The 18,129-nt window shown below is 66.2% G+C and carries 15 protein-coding genes and 1 pseudogene; 6 read left to right on the top strand and 10 right to left on the bottom strand.

The genetic code is table 11. From position 1 onward, the window contains the following. Positions 1 to 117: 117 nt before the first annotated feature. From ACLQ3B_RS22045 to ACLQ3B_RS22055, 3 genes are all read left to right on the top strand, one after another. Complete coding sequence (locus ACLQ3B_RS22045; protein ID WP_425782579.1) at positions 118 to 3,426, top strand: AAA domain-containing protein; 3,309 nt, start codon at positions 118 to 120, stop codon at positions 3,424 to 3,426. A gap of 406 nt (positions 3,427 to 3,832) precedes the next feature. Then, positions 3,833 to 4,978: a tyrosine-type recombinase/integrase gene (locus ACLQ3B_RS22050; RefSeq protein ID WP_425782580.1), complete on the top strand. Its 1,146-nt coding sequence runs from the start codon at positions 3,833 to 3,835 to the stop codon at positions 4,976 to 4,978. Between the two features lie 230 nt (positions 4,979 to 5,208). After that, on the top strand, positions 5,209 to 5,454 hold the full coding sequence (locus tag ACLQ3B_RS22055) for a helix-turn-helix domain-containing protein (RefSeq protein ID WP_425782581.1): 246 nt from the start codon (positions 5,209 to 5,211) through the stop codon (positions 5,452 to 5,454). A gap of 1,057 nt (positions 5,455 to 6,511) precedes the next feature. Here the strand turns inward: ACLQ3B_RS22055 and ACLQ3B_RS22060 are convergent. The 6 genes from ACLQ3B_RS22060 to ACLQ3B_RS22085 form a co-directional block, all read right to left on the bottom strand. Continuing rightward, the gene (locus ACLQ3B_RS22060; protein ID WP_405425881.1) at positions 6,512 to 7,045 is read right to left on the bottom strand and encodes a DUF3592 domain-containing protein; all 534 of its coding nucleotides are present in this window, start codon (positions 7,043 to 7,045) and stop codon (positions 6,512 to 6,514) included. 307 nt (positions 7,046 to 7,352) lie between these two features. Further along, on the bottom strand, positions 7,353 to 7,799 hold the full coding sequence (locus tag ACLQ3B_RS22065; RefSeq protein WP_425782582.1) for a hypothetical protein: 447 nt from the start codon (positions 7,797 to 7,799) through the stop codon (positions 7,353 to 7,355). A 135-nt stretch (positions 7,800 to 7,934) separates the two neighbouring features. Further along, positions 7,935 to 8,372 (bottom strand): DUF6188 family protein, encoded by a 438-nt coding sequence (locus ACLQ3B_RS22070; RefSeq protein ID WP_425782583.1) that lies wholly within the window; start codon positions 8,370 to 8,372, stop codon positions 7,935 to 7,937. 385 nt (positions 8,373 to 8,757) lie between these two features. Further along, the gene (locus ACLQ3B_RS22075) at positions 8,758 to 9,672 is read right to left on the bottom strand and encodes a protease inhibitor I9 family protein (protein WP_425782584.1); all 915 of its coding nucleotides are present in this window, start codon (positions 9,670 to 9,672) and stop codon (positions 8,758 to 8,760) included. 192 nt (positions 9,673 to 9,864) lie between these two features. Then, on the bottom strand, positions 9,865 to 10,245 hold the full coding sequence (locus ACLQ3B_RS22080; protein WP_425782585.1) for an Mth938-like domain-containing protein: 381 nt from the start codon (positions 10,243 to 10,245) through the stop codon (positions 9,865 to 9,867). 255 nt (positions 10,246 to 10,500) lie between these two features. Beyond that, on the bottom strand, positions 10,501 to 10,872 hold the full coding sequence (locus ACLQ3B_RS22085; RefSeq protein ID WP_131309512.1) for a hypothetical protein: 372 nt from the start codon (positions 10,870 to 10,872) through the stop codon (positions 10,501 to 10,503). A 698-nt stretch (positions 10,873 to 11,570) separates the two neighbouring features. Here ACLQ3B_RS22085 and ACLQ3B_RS22090 point away from each other — a divergent pair. Continuing rightward, a pseudogene (locus ACLQ3B_RS22090) lies at positions 11,571 to 12,037 on the top strand (tyrosine-type recombinase/integrase). Positions 12,038 to 12,094: 57 nt separating this feature from the next. Here ACLQ3B_RS22090 and ACLQ3B_RS22095 read toward each other — a convergent pair. The 4 genes from ACLQ3B_RS22095 to ACLQ3B_RS22110 all read right to left on the bottom strand — a co-directional run bounded on the left by ACLQ3B_RS22095 (position 12,095) and on the right by ACLQ3B_RS22110 (position 15,721). Beyond that, entirely contained in the window at positions 12,095 to 12,553 is a 459-nt protein-coding gene (locus ACLQ3B_RS22095) for a hypothetical protein (RefSeq protein ID WP_330438216.1), read from the bottom strand. Positions 12,554 to 12,942: 389 nt separating this feature from the next. After that, positions 12,943 to 13,623, bottom strand: coding sequence for a DUF6226 family protein (locus ACLQ3B_RS22100; RefSeq protein ID WP_425782586.1), 681 nt, complete (start codon positions 13,621 to 13,623; stop codon positions 12,943 to 12,945). 391 nt (positions 13,624 to 14,014) lie between these two features. Further along, a complete protein-coding gene (locus tag ACLQ3B_RS22105; RefSeq protein WP_425782587.1) occupies positions 14,015 to 14,653 on the bottom strand; it encodes a class I SAM-dependent methyltransferase in 639 nt (212 codons plus the stop codon). Positions 14,654 to 14,926: 273 nt separating this feature from the next. After that, entirely contained in the window at positions 14,927 to 15,721 is a 795-nt protein-coding gene (locus ACLQ3B_RS22110; RefSeq protein ID WP_425782588.1) for an aminoglycoside adenylyltransferase domain-containing protein, read from the bottom strand. 262 nt (positions 15,722 to 15,983) lie between these two features. On the opposite strand from ACLQ3B_RS22110, the gene ACLQ3B_RS22115 reads away from it, so the two are divergent. Beyond that, entirely contained in the window at positions 15,984 to 17,639 is a 1,656-nt protein-coding gene (locus ACLQ3B_RS22115; RefSeq protein WP_425782589.1) for a S8 family serine peptidase, read from the top strand. A gap of 37 nt (positions 17,640 to 17,676) precedes the next feature. Continuing rightward, positions 17,677 to 18,084, top strand: coding sequence for a hypothetical protein (locus ACLQ3B_RS22120; RefSeq protein ID WP_425782590.1), 408 nt, complete (start codon positions 17,677 to 17,679; stop codon positions 18,082 to 18,084). The last annotated feature ends 45 nt before the right edge of the window (positions 18,085 to 18,129 follow it).

The raw sequence follows: 18,129 nt of genomic DNA on the forward strand, positions 1-18,129 counted from the left end.
GCTCGCCCCCGTGTGATGTTGGTAGAGCCTGTAGTCGGAACCGCGACACTGGTGCTTGATCGATAGCAGAGGGTAATGTCACGGCGGACATTCGCCGCGACGCGATGGGGGTCGGTCTTGCCGGACTGGCGCGACGAGGTGTGCAGCGCACTGGACCTCTGGATCGCCTCCGAGGGTGGGACTCAACAGAAGGAGCGTCTCGTCCGCATTGGGCGCGCTCGTCAGGAAAGCCAGCGCGGCTGGTTCGCGGTCGACCTCCGTGGCTCGGCAGCCAATCTGGATCAGGTTGAGTCCCTTCGCCTGTCAGGTGCAGATGGTCCAGAGGCAGGATCGTCTTACGCGGTCCTGGAGGCGGTACAGGAAGGTGAAGTCGTCCGACTCCGGGTTGCCGAGTTCGTCGACCTTGCCGATGCCCACCTTTGGCAGAACAAACAACCCGCAACCTATCTCCTCGTGAAGCTGCGCGAGGCCATCGCGGGCCTCACCGATGCAGGGCTGGCGCACGACTTGGCTAACGGTCGACTCGCGCCGACACCAACGAACCTGCGGGACATTTCCGGATTCACGCCCATGCAAATGGCTGCGTTCGGAGCGTGCACGGGTAGCGGCGTGCATCTGGTGTGGGGACCGCCGGGAACCGGCAAGACCCGCGTCCTCACCGAGGCAATCGGTGACCTGATCGGGGCCGGCAAGCGAGTCCTGCTGGTGTCGGCCACCAACATCGCCGTCGACAACGCGCTCCTCGGTGTCGTTGGACGGCGGCAGCATCAAGCTGGCGAACTCCTCCGCGTCGGACCTCCGCACCATCCCGACGTGCTCAAGCATCCCGAGGTCTGCCTGCCCGTTCTTGTCCGTAAGAGGTTGCGTGAGGTTGACCAGCAGCTGCATGACGCGGAACAGCGGCTGGTCCGGATGAGGGAAGACGCCGAGCGACTGGCCGGTCTCCAGGAAGAGTTGGCAGGGTTCGACTCGGCGGCCTACCACCTAGCCAAGAGGGTCTTGGCTGCCGAGTCGGCAGTTCCCCAACTTGCCGCTGCCGCCGCAGACGCGCAAGCGGCAATGCGCGAAAAGGAGACCCAGGCGGTCGAGTCAGCAGCACGGCTTGCCGCAGCACGAAGCGATCTGGCGAAACTCGATTCGACACGCGCCGCGTACGCGGAGATCGATCAGGTGAAGAGGGAAGTGATCGCGGTGAAGGCGGCTGCCGAGAACCTCGCCGCGCGTGCGCTAACCGCCGGGCACAATGTCGATGTCATCGAGACTGAGATTCAGAACCTGCGCGGGACACGGAAGTTCGCCCGGCTGCGTGATCGCACACGACTGCAGGGACTGGGCAAGCAGCTCGACGCTGCTCGGGCCGACGCAGATCGCGCGGAGCGTAGAGCACGCGAAGCGAGCGGCCTCGCTGAGAGACAGGAGGCGAAAGCTGAGGAACGGATTCGCCAGCTCGGCGATGCCATCATCTGCAGCCGATCGGACCTTCAGGCCGCCGACGCAATAGTGGCCAAGGCGCGCGAGCACGCCGACCGGGCGACCGTCAACGCTCGCGAAGCCAGCGAGCGGCTCGAGCTGGCACGGCAGAGGTTGCTGACCGCGGAGGCCGGCGCGCCGACCGAGGCGCAGCGGGCGCTGGTCCGGGATGCTGATCAGCGTCAGCTTCCGATCTTGGAGGCGCAGATGCGGGTTCTTGGCAGCAGGGTTAGCGCGACCGAACTCGAACGCGAGCGGCTCGAGCAGCGGCACGCGAAACTGCAGGAGGACTTCGATCGGCTACGTCGAGACGAGGAAGGTGAGATCATCAAGGGCGCCAGGATGGTCGCCACCACCTTGGCTCGCCTGCGCACAAGCAAGGCTCTGATGGACGGACCGTACGACGTCGTACTCGTCGATGAGGTCAGCGCCGCGAACCTCCCCGAAGTCCTGCTCGCGGTCTCCCGGGCGGCCCAAGCAGCTGTCCTGCTGGGCGACTTCATGCAGCTTGGAGCGATCCGGAACGAGGACGTCAAGCGCGCCAACCGGCCGGACGTCCACCGATGGCTGCTTCCCGACGTGTTCGCGCATTGCGGGATCACCTCCCCTCAAGAGGCCGAGAGACATCCTGGTTGCACCGCGCTGGACGTCCAGCACCGGTTCGGGCCCGAGATCATGAGGCTGGCCAATGCCATCGCCTATGACGGGCTTTTGAAGCCCGGCGACAAGATCCGCGAACACGCCGACGATGACCCAGAGATCGTCCTTATCGACGTCGACGGGCTCGGAGAGATCGCGCGCGTCCGACCGGTCAAACGGCGTAGCGGTTGGTGGCCAGCGGGAGCGCTGCTCGCTCGCGTCCTTGCCGACTATCACCAGGCGCGCGGGGAACGAACCGGGGTCGTCACCCCCTACAGCAAGCAGGTTGAAGCCACCCTTGAGGCCCTGCGCGACCACGAGAGCGCATCGTCCGTAGGTACGGAGGTCGGTACGGCACACCGCTTCCAGGGGCGGGAGTTCCCAGTCGTCGTGTTCGACATGGTGGAGGACGAGTACGACAAGCGCTGGATGGCGCTGGCCAGCCGCGGCGGAGGCAGCTGGGAGCAAGAGGGCGTCCGGCTCTTCAACGTCGCGATCACTCGTACCCAAACTCGGCTTTACCTCATTGGAAGCCGGAGACAGATTAACGAGGCCCCGGCCGGCACACCGCTCAGCATCGTCGCCGGCCTGATCCGAAGCCGGCGGGCCAGGGTCGTCCCGGCCGCAATGTTGATCACCCCTACCACGGCTCCTGACGAAGTCCGGTCGGTGCTCGCAGGCACCTTCACCGGAGAACTGGCTGAGCTCTTGGCGCAACACGTCCGGTTGACCGACATTCATGATGAGCGGACGTTCTACGATGTCTTTGCCGGCCATCTCACGGCGGCACGTCGATCAATCTGGATCTGGGCGCCATGGACGGCCACTAGGGTCAAGTCCATCCTGCCAACGCTCGCCGACGCTGTCGCACGGGGTGTCCGGGTGACCCTCTTCGTCCGCGATCCCGGCGACAACCTGCAGCGCAAACCGACGTACCAGAAGTACCTGACCGATCTTCGCTCGGTATTGCAAGCTGTCGTCGAGGTCAACGTCATGCATCAAAAGATCGTCATCATCGACGAGCAGACCGTGCTTCTCGGCAGCCTCAACTCGCTATCTCAGAGTTGGACGCGTGAGGTGATGGTGACGATGCGCGGCGCTCACTTCGCACGCAAGCTTTTGGAGCACGAACACGCAAGAGAGTTCTCGAAGCCACCACGATGCGGTGCTTGCGGCGGTGACTCGGTTGACCTCCGCCGCAAAGGAGCGGGCTCCTGGTACTGGCGGTGCTATGCCCAAAGCTGTCCGCAATGGTCATCGGGTGGACGTAAGTCCTGGAAGAAGGACATCGCCTTCGAGCCTGGCCCTCGAAGGTAGAGTGGATCATCTTCCGCTGCTTCGGCAAGTACCGGCGTTTAAGCAGAGCGAAGGCGGTTCGATCGCTAGCTCCGTTCAGGCGGGGTAGGTAAGCGCCGCTCGCGCAGGTCGCTGCGCCTTCGAGACCGAAGGTAGCCAGGCATTCCGCGACAGACCATAGTCGAGGAACCGCGGGCTACCGACTCCTTTACTCGGGCGAGTATGCTAATCAGCGACCTGGGAGAACGTGCTTGAGCACGCGCTGGGACCCTCAACTACTGGGGGTCAAGGGGTCGTCGGTTCGAATCCGGCCGTCCCGACTGGTATTCACCAGCGGATATAGAAGATCGTGTGTGATCTTGCGGTAACGGAGATCGCTTAACGTGGATTGCATCCCTCGATCCCGTTACTGCGGAAGTGCAGCCTCATGGCTGTCTACAACTACCGCCTCGCCAACGGCCAGACCCGCTGGTTCTTCATCATCGACCTCCCGCCCGACGCGAACGGGCGGCGCCGCCAGCACAAGCGGCAGGGGTTCCCCAATCAGGCCGCTGCCCTCAAGGCGGAGCAGGACACACGAGCCGCCTACGGTGGAGCAGACCTCGGAGCCGACGGCACCGTCGCTGCCCAGCTGGAGAGCTGGCTCAACGAGCGCGAACTGGACGTCCAGGAGACGACGCTCAGCAACTACCGGGACATCATGCGCTGCTATGTGGTTCCGCACATTGGCGCGCGGCAGCTCTATGCTCTCGACAAGCGAGTGATCCACGAGCTGTATAAGAAGCTGCTGAAGGGCGGCGGCAAGACCGGCGGCCCGCTGTCGGCGACCACCGTCCGGATCGTGCACCGGGTCATGATGAAGGCGTTGAGCGACCTCGGGGTCAACGTTGAGGGTGTGCGGCAACCTCGGCAGGTCGAGCGGGAGACGATGGGCCGCAAGGGCGTCTGGACGCCCGCGCAGTCAGCGAAGTTCCTCAAGTACCACGCCGACCACCGATTGCGTGCGGCCTGGGTGCTGGCGATCGTCGTCGGCACTCGGCGAGGGGAGCTGGCCGGTCTCAAGTGGCCGCGCGTGGATCTCGATCGCGGCGTCTTGCTTCTGCACTGGCAGCGCACCACGACCAGCAACGGCGTGGTCGAAAAGTCACCCAAGGGCAAGAGCAAGCGTGCGGTAGCGCTCGGGCCAGCGCTGGTAGCGGAGCTGGACGCTCATCGGACGTGCCAGGACGCGGAGAAGGTCGATGCCGGAGTCTTGTACCACGACGGCGGCTGCCTGTTCTGTCGAGAGGACGGGGAGCCGTACTACCCGAAGTACTTCACCGACCAGTGGGCGAAGGCGTGCGCCGACGCCGGTGTCCCGGTGATCTCTCTCCACGATGCGCGTCACACCTCCGCTACCACCGGCGCTGATGCCGGCGTTCCCGAGCACGTGATGCAGCGGCGGCTTGGTCACGCCGACAGCCGTACGACGCGAGAGGTCTACACCCACGTGTTGCCGGAGAGCGAACGGAAGGCTGCCGAGCTGATGGAAGCGGTGCTCGGGGACGCTGCCAGCTGGTCGCCCAGGACGTAGCTGTGCCGGAAACGCCGGCTCACGCTTGGCCGTCTTGCTTCCTCGCCCGTGGCAAACCGGCGTCCCGGTTGTCGGCAGGGCTTAAGCCGCCGCAGCTGGTTGCTGTAGCTGACGCCGTTACCTGTCGCGGATGCGTTCACTTGGCAACGGACCAGGCAATCAGCTGCTTGCATCGTGAGGGCTGACGCCGATACCGGTGTTCTTACGACCTCAGGGGGAGGGCGCCGACGATGTCAACCACCAAAAGCGAGGGTCACAAGCCGGGTCGGGTGCAGGACCAGGTATGGACAGTCGACGCGGTACGGGACCTTGGTGTTACCACCGATGTGGAGACCGCTGCGGCGATCTTGGGCATCGGACGAACCATGGCCTACGAGCTCGCCAAAACCAACAGGTTCCCAGTGCGCCTTCTGCGCATCGGCCGGCGGTACCTAGTGCCTGTACCGGCGATCCTCAAGCTGCTTGCCGTCGAGTAGGCACTTTGCGAGCAAGCCCGATTGGGCTTTAGCGCGACCGGGCCATCCCCGCGACTCGCCAACCGATCGACAACCCACTGTGTGCGCGGAAGCACCAGATTCGGCGGTCACCACGAGGGACGGCAGGAATGGACAACCCCCGCTTGCGCGGGAAGCCTGTCCGCCCGATGCAGGGTCATGGTCCGATAGAGGATCACCCCCGCGTGCACGGGGAGCACGACCCTGCCTACGTCGCAGCGATCAAGGCCGAGGGATCACCCCCGCGTGCGCGGGGAGCACAATTGTTCGGCCAGGTCGATAACGACGGTTCGGGGATCACCCCCGCGTGCGCGGGGAGCACAGCCAGGCGGCGTTGCTGTCCGGGCGGCCCGGCGGATCACCCCCCCGTGCGCGGGGAGCACCCACCAGATCAGCCACGCCTACTCCCCGAGCAGGGATCACCCCCGCGCGCGCGGGGAGACTTCTTGACCTGCTGCGTTAGAGATCGACTTCGTGGTTTTCAATCACTAGGTTTCGCAAGGTCGTCCCACTTGGTCTTCGTTCAGGTTCGCGTAGTGGCTACGTAGGAGGCAAGAGAACTCTGCTACAGGGTAGTTGATGAAGCTCAAGTGAAGCGACCAACGGATAAGCAGCACTGCACGGTGCACGCCGAGGTCTACCAGCCAGATGAAGTGCTGGAAGCTCCTGCGCGGCCACAGACGCGCCGGCTGCAATGAGCCGACGTCGCTTCGGGCATTGCCCATCTCCAGGACATATCCGTCGCAGGCTGACGTCAGTCCGGTGCCGGGTGACGGTCACCAGGTAGGGGGCGTCCCTTTGCCTGACGGGCCCTCAAAGATCGGAACCACCATTGCGCGGAAGACCGGGAGCGACTGACAGACTGGCAGGAGCGTGTATTCGTTCTGAGCGAGTTCTTCTTCGACGGGGCGCCCGCTGCCGAAGCGCATCCCTGACCGTAGCCGAAACGGGCTAGCGCTGGCATCCGGATCTGCCGAGAACAGTGCAGCCCCTCTGCCTGCTGAACTACTCATCGCTGCACGCCCGACACCACGCCGACTCACGGCCCATCGAACTCGTCGAAGTTGAAGTCGGGGTCTCTGAAATCTCCCGGATCCCCAGAATCGGAGAATCCTCCGAAATCGCGGAACTCGCTGAGGACCAGGTCGGCCATCTGGTACGCGCACAACGAGAACGTCAGGAAGATTAGGCCGAACACCAGTGTGATGATCAGCCTCGTGTTGCCCTTGCGTACCGGTGCCGCCTCGGTGGGCTTCTGCGGGTCGTAGAGCACGTCGATCTCGGTGCCCACCAAGTGGGACCGGAACCCGCCCAGATCAGCGAGCACCGTCGTCACCTCCTGACCCGAGCTCGCCTGGAACGTGACCACGGGCCGGAACGCCGTTCTCCCATCGGACCACGACTCCAACTGGTTGTCTACGACCTGCGCGGTCGCTCGCTGGCCCGAGGCGGCGAGCGCGCGCAGCTTGCTCCACCGTCGCGCCGCCGCGAAGATCAGCCCAGCTCCGACCAGGGCGGGAACGCCCACCACGAAGGCCGTGACGTACGGCAACCAGGCCAGGTTCTCGATCATGGCGAGACTGTAGTGGACCCTGACAAGGAGTCAGCTCATCCGGCAGGTTGACGAACCACTCCGGTCGTACCCTGCTCTCAGACGGGGCCGAGCCGGAATGCAGGTCAGCGTCATCGCCAGCACGCGGACAGCGCTAATGGCAACCTCCCTGGCGGCTACCAAAGTCTGCTCGGCTGACCAGCGGCCCGGTCCGCGCCGCTACACGGCAGCCGCGGCGACGGCCATTGATGATTCATTCGCAGGCGAACGACCTCAAGATCAGGTACACGCATCTGCCGCTGGTCGGGCGTCCGCCTCTGCGTATCGGTCAGGAACGCGCGACGCTGGCCTTGAGGCTCCGCAGCTGTGCGACCTTGCGCTCGGCGTCCTGCCGTGAGTACGAGCCGAGCGCTGAGAGAGGCATGGCGTCGTCGCCGAGACGGAGGACGGGAGCGTAGAGCGGTAAGCCTCCCCGTACGTCGATCTGTACGCAGTCGACCGACTGGACCGCGCTCCACGGTGTGACCTGGTCACGGCTGTCGAAGCCGCAGACACGGACACCCTCTTCGCCGATTACCACGCCGAGTCGAAGGGTCCGCCAGATCCCGGCCATGCCGCTCGTGATGAGTAGGCATCCCAGCACGATGCCGAACCAGTCGCGTTCGGCCAGTACGTCCCCGGAGGTGAAGTACGTGGCGCCCAGGAGGGTCCATACGGCGAAAATCACGACCAGGACCGGGATCTGGATGCGTGGCCTGATGACGATGCGGTGCATGGCGGAACATGCTAGGGAGGAGCCCGTCCCGCCAACAGCGGGTAGTCCAGTCTAACTGCGGCGTTGGGCCGTCGGACCAACGGACCGTGGTCAAGATCGGGCACACGGACCTGTCGCTGGTCGTAAAGGCGTGCATCACTGTCTATGTTCGGCTACCCAGTGGGCGAGGCCGCGGCCGGGGACAGCGACGAAGCGGAATCCCCGGAATCCCGGCGGCGGCATACTCGTGACGGTGAACGCCTCGTACTGATCGTCCGGCTCGACGACGAGGACTGCGTCGTCGGCGAAGGTCAGAGTCAACCGACCGTCCTTGCGGATCTCGGCGGCCGTGATCTGCGCTTGGTGCCGGTCGAGCAACGGTGCCAGACCTGTTGACGTCGAGGGGGCGAACCGGCTTTCGGCGCCGGGTGCGCCGTAGGAGAACTCAGTTTCGATGCGGATCTCGATCCACGACTCGACTATGAGCGTGAATGCAAAGTCGATCCGCAGCTGTGTCACGACGCCGTCGCCGACCGGTAGCAGCCACTTGCCGGTCTGCTCGATCAGCCCGGTCGGTTCCACGCGCTCGGTCATGGACCCATGCTTCCCTGGATCCTCCAGGTCGTCGCCGAGCATCCTGTAACCCAGGCCCCTGCACGTCGGCGGTGACGTGCCCGCTCGGGCAGCCCTGCAATCCCTGCACCGACCAGCAAGGCCCGGACAGGGCGCGGCGAGCCGAAGGCTTCCGGCGCCACCGGATCGGTAACTGGTGTAGTCAGCTGAGACAGCAATGCCACCCCGTGGTGCCCTAACCAGCACATCCGCTGTGACGACCACTTCGGTGGACCCGAAGGCGTCAGCACTGGTGGTCCCGGTCGTGGTCGGGTGACGTCCGCTCATGCCGAGAACAGTGCATCGTCGGCTGCACGCGCTTTCCGCACATCGCCGTGGCGGAGTCAGACGCCAGCCAGCCGCACGATCAGCAGTCCAGCTCGGCAGTCGCATTGTCCTCGATCTGCACCACGTCGGGGTCCCGGCGCAGAGCTTGAACCTGAGCGTCAGTCATGTCAGCGGAGAAGCTGTTGATGAAGTCGAACACTCTGCTCGGGGAGACCCCGGCTCGCGCGGCGACGGTAAGCGGATCACCGCTGCAACGAACGGAGACTATGTACTCGCCATCGACACGCTGTTCATCTGGGGCATGGAAATGCGGTGCAAGCCGATCGGGGTCGGGCTCGATGCGATCGATGTCGGGATCTTCGGAAAGTGCCGGGCCCCCGGCCCTCGGCGACTGTGCCAACTGCAGGCCGGTCAGCCTGGCGCCGAATCCCCAAGAGGCGACGATGCGGTACAAGTCGTCGGGCGAAAGCTGGTGTCGACTGAGTATTTGATAGGGATCGGTTCCCGGCTTGACGATGACGAGGTAGTCGTTCTCAGCGGAGTGTCTCGCATACCGCGCCTCCAACGAGTGCGGCTCGGGTTTTGGCTCGTTCTCGATGGCGTTCAGCATGGCGGTGGGGTCGTAGCCGCGCTCGCGCGCCTTGATGACGAGATGCGCCGGAGGGCGGCGGCGCAGCTGCGCGTACGCGAGCGTCCCCCTCGACTTGTGCATGTCTTCGAGGCTCAATTCGTCGAGCGGGTGCCAGGGCTGATAGGCGTTGGGGTATTCGGCCCGCAACGAGTCATGGTCTGCCGGCAGATCCTGCACCGCGACCCTGATCGAACGCACCGAGCGCGTCGGAAGACTCGCCGACCCGCCAGCCGGATCGCGGACGAAGACGAAGTCCGGTGTCATTGTCACGAAATGGGCCGGGTACGACCGAACCTCGCCATCTTCCTGCTCGATCTCCACGATGTACGGCAGATACACCGTCGGATCCGGCCACTCCGTCATCAGTGCCTCCCCTGTGAACCCCGTTGCGACCGGTTGGCGGTGGTGGTCACCGACCGCTCCGCTTCACCAGGAAGCCCATCACGGCGGATTTCGAGCGAATTTTCAGCGGTCTGCCGCACGGACTTACCCGATAACGTGATCATGCCACGCAGGCGTTCTCATGCCGCTGCAAGCGTGTCTCTATCGTTGCGTTCAGCAGGTCGAGTGGAACAGCCCTGCGACTGCGGTGCCACTGGTGGCGAGGTCGTTGTAGATCTGGACTGCCTCGGTGGTCTCGGCCACGTGGACGGTCACCCCGCGCTCCTCCAACAGTCTGAGGGTAAGCGGGTCGACCTGCAGCTGCAGTTGCATGCCACGCGACAGTACGACGGTCGTGGCGCCGTGGGCCAGAAGCTCTTGGACATCATCGGGCTGAACACCGGGGCTGTGGCGGGTACCGGTTTCGGACCAGTCCCACGGGCGGCCACCGCTGGGGTAGAGCTTGAAGTCCTTGCCAACTCCAAGGTCCTCGACGTCCATGTGGCCCCATGAGATCGACAGTACGAGCGGCGACCGAGTTGTTTCGCTGGACACGGCGGCCCCTCGTTGGACGGAGCCGCGTCGGCCGCGGCTGAACGTTCTGTGCAGGCTGCCAGACCTTGCGCTCACGCCGCGATCCGCATGCTTTACCGGGATCATCGTGCGTCGAGCCTGCCCGGGCGTACGGATCCGGACAGGAGGACGAAGTTCAGCCGATGATGGCGGCGAGAGTTGGGTTCGCAGCTCGCGTCGTAGTCGACGGCTGCGGCGAGCAGTCTGGCGGTTGCTGAAAAAGCTGGGACTGCAGTTTCACCTGCCAGTTCGTCGGGAGCCGGGTCGCCGACCGCTACCCGCAGACCCAGAACTGCGGGGTCGGGTCGGCTGATCAGCCGGTCCGTCGACGGCACCAGGGCTGGAGAACGACACCGAAGGCGCTGCAGGACGGGAAGACTTCGGTGGCGGCCATTGCGACGCCGCGATCTGGGCCCCGGTGACCGGCAGGGTGGGCGAGATCTGGTCGAGCAAGCGCTGCGCCAGGGTGGCGTCGATCTCGACGTCTGCGCTGATGCGAACATCGGCCGCGGTCGCCAGGTCCACGACGTCGTCGCTGGTGAACGCATCAGCTCCGAGAGTACTCAGCCGTCGCGCGAACTCCTGGACATTGATCATTTGCAGCCTCATCGTCGGATTGTTATTTATCCACCGTAACCCCCGCTTCGGTCGGCGGATCCTGCGCCCGCCGTGCGGGCCACTGGGGCCGACAGTCGGCGCCGACAACTGCGACCGCTGCGCGGAAGTCCGCAACTCTTCGGTGAGCTATTCGCGCCGGCGGGGCCGTCACGCTCTGTGTTACCCATGCTGTCCCGCGACGCCCGGAAATGCCGCTCCGGGAGGGCTGGCGTTCATCGTTGGTGGTGACGCACGGTGATGTATGGCTACCTCTCCTGCTTCGGTTCCAGTGTCGTACCTGCCAACCAACTTGTCGTGCGCGCCGCGGTGCCCGCCTTCTTGGGCCGCTACCGTGGGCAGACCCGCGTGCATACCGAGTCCGACCTACGGGTCTTCCTCCGGTGGTGCAGCGACCACGAACTTGACCCGCTCTCCGCAGCTCGGGTGGATATCGAGCGGTACGTGCGCTGGCTGCAAGACGTTCGCCGGTACCAGCCCTCGACGGTGTCCCGTCGGCTGTCGGTCGTGGTCGGGTTCTGTCGGGTCTGTGTTATCGACGCGATCCTGGAGCACTCGCCAGCCGATTACGTCCGCCGGCCCACCGTGCCGGCCGAGTCACCGACACTCGGACTGGGCCACCTGCAGTTCGAGGCCTTATCACCGCCGCCCGGCTGTCGGCCAACCCGAACGACTTCGCCCTGGTCGCCCTCTTGGGCCTGCTCGGCTTACGAATCTTCGAAGCCTGCGGGTCGAACATCGCCGACCTGGGAGAGGAACACGGCCACCGGGTCCTACGGGTGCGCGGCAAGGGCGGCAAGGTCGTGCTCGTCCCGCTGCCACCCGCAGTCGCCCGAGCCATCGACCGGGCCGTCGATGAGCGCACCAGCGGGCCGCTCCTGCGCAACACCCAAGGTCGGCGAATGGACCGACACGCCGCCACTCGTCGGCTCAAGCACCTGGCCCACATCGCGGGGATCCGGATGCCGAGGATGCACCCCACATGCTGCGCCACACGTTCGTGACCACCATGCTCGACGCCGGCGTCAGCCTGCGCGACGTGCAGATCGCCGCTCGTCACGCCGACCCGCGTACCACCATGCGCTACGACCGAGCCCGCAAGAACCTCGACCGGCATCCCAACTACATCCTCGCCGCCTACATGGCCTCCGGGACGTAGCCAGGCTGGCGCCTTTGCCGAATCGAGGGCGTGTCTGCGGGACACCCATCGACCACGTCATGCGCTGCTGCCCGGTGTCATTCCACGAGGGCTCGCGGCGTTGAGAACACGCTCCCACTCGCCTATCAGTGTGACCTCAAGCCCAGAGTCCATCTGACCAGACTCGACCATGCCTACAAGTTCGCCGGCGTACTCAGCCTGGAATGAGGCACCATACTCATCCGAGATACGACAGACTTCGCCGAGCAGCTCCTTGATCTCCTCAAGATGCGCCCTGTCCACCTGAGGATCGATCTGCTCTCCCCAAGGGGGCAGAGCTGTATAAAGCATCAGCCCGAACCCCACCCAGTGAGAGCCGTGCTCAACTGACTGGTCAAGGAAGACCGGCGGACCGAGGACCCAGGTCCGCCGGCCAGCAAGCCTTTCGATCGACGCTTGCATCGTGCTGACGAGTGATGCGGATACCTCGTCTTCGAGCGCGACCACGAGTCGATCGATGGGATGGTTTTCTCGCATGAAGCACCTCCAGCTATGCCAGCTGATGTAGTCGATCCGAAGCGGCAGTGCCGGAGGTCGTTGAGGGCGGGGGCGATGGCCTTGGACGCAGTGCCGTCGTCGGATCCAGTTGCACCGAGATCATGACAGAGGTGAGCTGCCTCCGATTCGAAGCGTCACGCGCTGACCGCGTGCACGGATCTGCCGCCGAGCGCGCGCTGCCTGTCGAGCCGGTGTCACCCTCCGTGTCCGTTGGCATGGGCTGACCGGGCGGTGCCGACCTCGCTGAGATGCTGAGCGCCGAGGGCTGCACACCCGAGAGTTCACCTCGGACGTCATGTCGCGTGGGTAGGCCTCGCCGGGGAGTGCGTCGTGTCCGCCTTGGTCGAGGCGGCGGATTTCGAGGAGGCTCAGTTGAGCCACGGGCGACCCACGAAGACCTCGGTGCCATTGGGCAGCCTAACGTCCTCACCGCCCGCGAGTCCGCGGCACAGCTGCATTATCTGGGCGTGGTCCGGGCCTTGTGGCGTGCCGCCCGAGCTACCGCCGTCCGGATGCCACCGCGCGTGCCACCCCTTCCCTCGCAGCACCACGATCGGACCGCCGATGACGTAGCCGATCGTCTGGTCGATCGCGCGGAGCAGATCATCCGAGCCCCAGTCGCAGGCATCGCACCCGCAGTCAGGCAGCACCTCGAGGGCGATTTCGGGCCGGACGACGCTGATCTGCAGCACCGCCAGCGGGGCTTCGAGCCCGGACAACGGCGCGTCGCGCTCGAGCAGTAACAGCGGCAGCGTGCCTGGTCGGGGCGAGGTGAGCCGGACGCCGCGGTCAAACCGGCCCAAGTGCCCTTTGTCGTCAAGGGGGGCCGGTGCGAGCGTCTCGACATCGACTTTTGGCGCATCGCCGAGCGTGTCGGCCCATACGCGTGCCCGGGCGTGCACGATGCCGTACCGATCGGGCTCGGTGACCCGCTCGTATTCCTCCTCGCGCGGCGACGCCGTCCCAGCGTGCGGATTGGGCCAGGAAGGCAAGCCGAGGTTGTCATAGCGCACCGCTACCTGCGCTTGCAGCTCGTCCAACCTCACCATCCGCCGACGATATGGCCCTGCATGTTGAGACGCATGGTGTTTCCGCCGACCGAATCGAGGCCCCTGCGGATCCAGATCTCCTCACCCAGGACTACCTCATCGTGATGCTGTTGGGGGCGGAGCCGCAACTACCCTGCCGCTCCTGGCACCAGGCGAGGGCCGATCAAGATCGGCTATCCCCCGATGCCGCCGACCAGCGTCGCAGCAGGCGACGTAGGAGCGGCTGGGGCCAGCACGGTCGTGCCGAGAAACGTGCACGGGAACACATCGGGACAGTGTTCCGCATTGAACACCCGACATCGAGCCCGGACCGCGCAAGTCCTCGCGAGGGTAGCCAGACGAGCCGCCCAGGCCGCCTGAGACCGCGGTTCCGGGTGGCCTCGGCAAGTCTTCAGCGGTGGGCGAAGACGAACCCGCCCTCGACATTCGGGGCTGGCCGATGTGTCATCTCGGCCTCGACGGTGAAGCCGGCGGCGTCCAGCCAGGCCGCGACCCGGTCCGTCGGGCGGCGGTGCACGTAGACGTGCATCGGGTGACCGCCGTAGCCCTCCGTCTTGAGTCGACTGCTGTCGCCGGCGTGGAATCCGAGCAGCACGACGCCGCCGGGCCGCAACACCCGGCGAAACTCGGCGAGGACCGCGGGTACCTCGCCGTCGGGGACGTGGATCAGGGAGAACCAAGCAAGCAGGCCGGTTAGACAGTCGTCGGGCAGGTCGAGGCGAGTCATCGAGCCCACCTCGAAACGCAGGCCGGGATGATCACGCCGGGCCACCTCGATCATCGCGGGTGACAGGTCGACACCGAACGCTTTCAGGCCGAGACCGTGCAGGTACGCGGTGATCCGGCCCGGGCCGCAGCCGACGTCGGCGACCGTCCCGTTTCCCTGGGCCCGCACCAGCTCGCCGAAGAGAGCAAGGATGCCGCGCTGAAACGGTTCGTCGGCGAGAGCGTCGCGCAGCATGTCGGCGTAGCTGACCGCTACCGTGTCGTAGGAAATCCGGGTGTCGTCGAGCCAACCGGGAACGGCCATGCGCTGCACGATAACGCCGACTCGTCCAACGGCATCGGTCGGGCCGACACCATGATCGACCTGCCTGGGTCAGACCGTAGCCATGTGTCCGTTAGCCCATGATCATGTGCGCGGATCTTCAGCGCTCCGTGTGCTCTGCAGCGTTACGCCGAGCTGGCCGGGATGCCGTCTGGACGTCTCGATGACAGCGACCCGAGGGAGTAGTCGCGAGGATGCTGAGGGAGGGACCGCCCGCTCGACCGGGGGTGATGGTGCTGCCCGCGGTTCTCGTCGTCAGTCCGTTCTAGGCGTGACCGGGCGGCCCGTGCCGGCCTCTACGACGTACGCGGTGAAAGCGGTCGTGGCCTGGAGTTGGGATGCCTGGTCGTCGTACTGGGGTTGTCCGCCTTCGCGCAGGCGCAGTGCTTCCCGAAGGACGCGGTGCCAGCGTTGGCCGTAGTAGGAAAGGCCCCAGCGGCCGGCACCTGACTTGGTGGTCATCTCCCCGGTGACGATGAGGTGGTGCAGGCGGGCGACCCCGAGGACGCACCAGCAGCAGGTGTAGTCGAGCTCCGGCTGTGGCGCGTTGGCGGAAAAGGTGGCGAGCTGGTTGGTGATGCTGCGCCAGTAGGTGTCGAGGTTGTTGACGGTGTACGCGTGCAGGACATGCGTGTCGGTCCAGACGTCGAGGGTCGACAGCTGCGGGCCGGTGATCGTGACGCCGTGTCGGGCCAACTCGTGCCAGGCGACGAGTTGGTCCAGGTGCCCAACTCGGAACTCGCGCTGCAGCACCACCGGCACCGGTGGCAGGTTCCTCGGATCGGACGCCAGGTCGGAGACGAGGACGTGCATCCCGTCGAAGTCGATCGGGGAGTACGCCGCCATCTGCTCGTGTGCCTGCCGCAGTTGCTCCACCTCTTCGTCGGATGGCCGGTGAGCGAGGGTGGCGACGAAGTCCACATCCGACTGCCCCTCGACCCACTCACCGAACCCGGTACCACCAGTCAAGTAGAGGCCGGTCACCAGTCCCTTCGGAGCCAGCGAGAGGAAGCGCTGGCAGAGTTCCTGGACGGCCCCCGGAAGACTCACGGGGTGACCCTACATGCCGCATTCGAAGGGCGGAACCTGGTGTTTGAGATCGAAGCAGCGACTGCCCCGCCGTCCGGGACGTCGGCAAGGTTTTTGATGAGATCGGCGGCGCCGTCGGTGCTGGCCGTGCAACGACGTTTCCATCGAGATGAGCAAGGCCAACCAAGGTGCGTGGCTGAGAAAATCAGACGTCCGGCTCTGGTCCGGCTCGAGCCGGACCAGAGCCGCAAGCGTCATGAGTCGACGAGGTTCGGGGAGTGCGGTGCGTACGGGTAAGGGTCGCCGATCGGTGCTGGAGTTCGCCGTCACCGTGTCGATGATCGGCGCGGTGGTCGGGTCCGGGGTGGTGGGCGTGCCAGCTCCAGCGTCGGCGGCCGACACGGTACGCGGCCTGCAGTGGTATATCGACGCGCTGCAGATCCCGCAGGCCCACGAGATCACCAAGGGGCGTGGGGTGACGATCGCTGTCATCGACAGCGGCGTCGACGCGTCGCACCCGGCGCTCGCCGGCCAACTGGCCGGCCGCCCCGGTGCTGCCCCGGCGGGGTCGCCGCAAGGCTGGATCGACCGGGACACGAAGGAGGGGCACGGCACGTCGATGGCCGGCCTGATCGTCGGGCGGGGCGGCGACCGGAACCGGCAGCTCGGGATCGCGCCGGAGGCGAAGGTCCTGCCGATCGCGCTGAGCGGTAGCGAGGGCAACGGCTACGACGGTGAGGTGGCACGCGACATCCGTTGGGCCGCCGACGCCGGAGCCGACGTGATCAGCCTGTCCATCGGCTTCGAGCAGCCCGCCAACGTCCGGATCGTCGAGGCGGTCCAGTACGCCCTGACCAAGAACGTCGTGCTCGTCGCGGCGACCGGCGCGGGCGGTCGAACGGTCAACTCTCCGGGCAACTCACCCGGCGTGATTGCGGTCAATGCGACAACCCGATCGGGAGGCCTCGCCCGCGCCTCGGTCGCCGGCCCTGAAGTGGTCCTCGCGGCCCCAGGCGACGACATCATCGCTCCCGTGCCGACGGCGGTGCAGGACAACGGCTACGCGGTTGCATCGGGCACTAGTCAGGCGACCGCCATCCTCGCCGGCGTGGCCGCGCTGGTGCGGTCACGCTACCCGAACCTGGACGCGGCGAACGTGATCAATCGCCTGATCCGGACGGCCCGGGATGCTGGGGTGCCGGGTCGGGATCCGGAGTTCGGCTTCGGCGCGGTGGACGCGCTTGCCGCGTTGCAGCGGCCGGTGCCAGCCGTAGGCGGCAACCCGCTGCTGGCTGCTGGCGCGCAGCCGGGTGGAGCGACGGCCGCCCCGAAGGGCGAGCAGACCGAAGGGCCGGCTGTCGCCATCAAGGTCAAGAACAAGACCGGCATCATGGTCGCGGGCGTACTGTGCCTGGCCGTCGTCATCGGCGCGGTGGTGCTGGCCGTAGTCGTCGCCCGCCGCCGGCGCCGTCGCACTGCACCGCCGGTCGGACCCGAACCGGGCAGAGCGCTGGCGGGTGGGCCAGGCTTCCGCCGCCCGGATACGGGCACCCGGCCGTCCCGCCGCCCGGCTACGGTCCGCCGGGAGGCACGCCGCCCCGCGGTCAGATGCTGCGCAGCATCCTCATCCACATCAGCCCAGGCCGCAGCCCGTACCCCCATTCCCTCCGCCCACGTCGCTACCGGGGCAGCCCGGTGGATCTGGGCAGCCCGGGACCGCACCGCCCCAGGGCTTGGGCGGCCCGCACCAGCGCTGACACACCACCGCCCGATCAACGGGGAGGACGGAGATGAGCGACGAGGGCAACAGCCCACCACAGGCGGAGGACTGGACGCGGGTGCCGCCCGGTGTCGCCGACGCGATGCCAGCGAGCAGCCCGTTGCGGCCCATTGCCACGGTGGCTGCGCACGGGCCGGCCGTGGGGTTCCGTCAGGATGACGTCCGCGCCGGCGCAGGATCGGCACCGTCACAGCTCGTGGGCGGGCCCGGTCAGCGCGACGTCACCGAGTGGGAGGCGGACCGTCTGGAAGCGGCCGCCGACAACATCGAGCGGCACGCAAGCTACCTGCGCCGGCTCGCCGTCGACATGGAGGAGATCAAGGACCTGCTCGGCGGCGAAGCGGCGCTGGCCAGCCCGGGCGGCGCGCTGGGCGGTTTTCCCAAAGGGCTGAGCCTGGCCGCCGCTCACTATGGTCTGCACCGGACGACCTCGGAGTCGCTGACGAATCTCTCCAACGACATGTACCGGGCGGCCGATGCGCTGCGCGAGGTCAAGCGTGAGTACGACAACGCCGAGGACGCGAACAGGATGTCAGCGCAGGAGATGCAGCGAACCTTGAAGGCCGGCGGCCTCGGTCCGGGCAACAGCGCGGAAGGGGTCTGACGTGGGTGCTCTGAGCTGGGAGGACATGGCGCGGCAGGTCCTGGT

Source organism: Micromonospora sp. DT53, from assembly GCF_049841535.1.
Lineage (GTDB): Bacteria > Actinomycetota > Actinomycetes > Mycobacteriales > Micromonosporaceae > Micromonospora.

Coding starts and splice junctions, on each gene's coding strand:
- ACLQ3B_RS22060 (WP_405425881.1), bottom strand. CDS start 7,045: ATGATCGAGAACCTGGCCTGGTTGCCGTACGTCACGGCCTTCGTGGTG.
- ACLQ3B_RS22085 (WP_131309512.1), bottom strand. CDS start 10,872: ATGAGGCTGCAAATGATCAATGTCCAGGAGTTCGCGCGACGGCTGAGT.
- ACLQ3B_RS22055 (WP_425782581.1), top strand. CDS start 5,209: ATGTCAACCACCAAAAGCGAGGGTCACAAGCCGGGTCGGGTGCAGGAC.
- ACLQ3B_RS22100 (WP_425782586.1), bottom strand. CDS start 13,623: ATGGTGAGGTTGGACGAGCTGCAAGCGCAGGTAGCGGTGCGCTATGAC.
- ACLQ3B_RS22095 (WP_330438216.1), bottom strand. CDS start 12,553: ATGCGAGAAAACCATCCCATCGATCGACTCGTGGTCGCGCTCGAAGAC.
- ACLQ3B_RS22050 (WP_425782580.1), top strand. CDS start 3,833: ATGGCTGTCTACAACTACCGCCTCGCCAACGGCCAGACCCGCTGGTTC.
- ACLQ3B_RS22075 (WP_425782584.1), bottom strand. CDS start 9,672: ATGACGGAGTGGCCGGATCCGACGGTGTATCTGCCGTACATCGTGGAG.
- ACLQ3B_RS22065 (WP_425782582.1), bottom strand. CDS start 7,799: ATGCACCGCATCGTCATCAGGCCACGCATCCAGATCCCGGTCCTGGTC.
- ACLQ3B_RS22070 (WP_425782583.1), bottom strand. CDS start 8,372: ATGACCGAGCGCGTGGAACCGACCGGGCTGATCGAGCAGACCGGCAAG.
- ACLQ3B_RS22105 (WP_425782587.1), bottom strand. CDS start 14,653: ATGGCCGTTCCCGGTTGGCTCGACGACACCCGGATTTCCTACGACACG.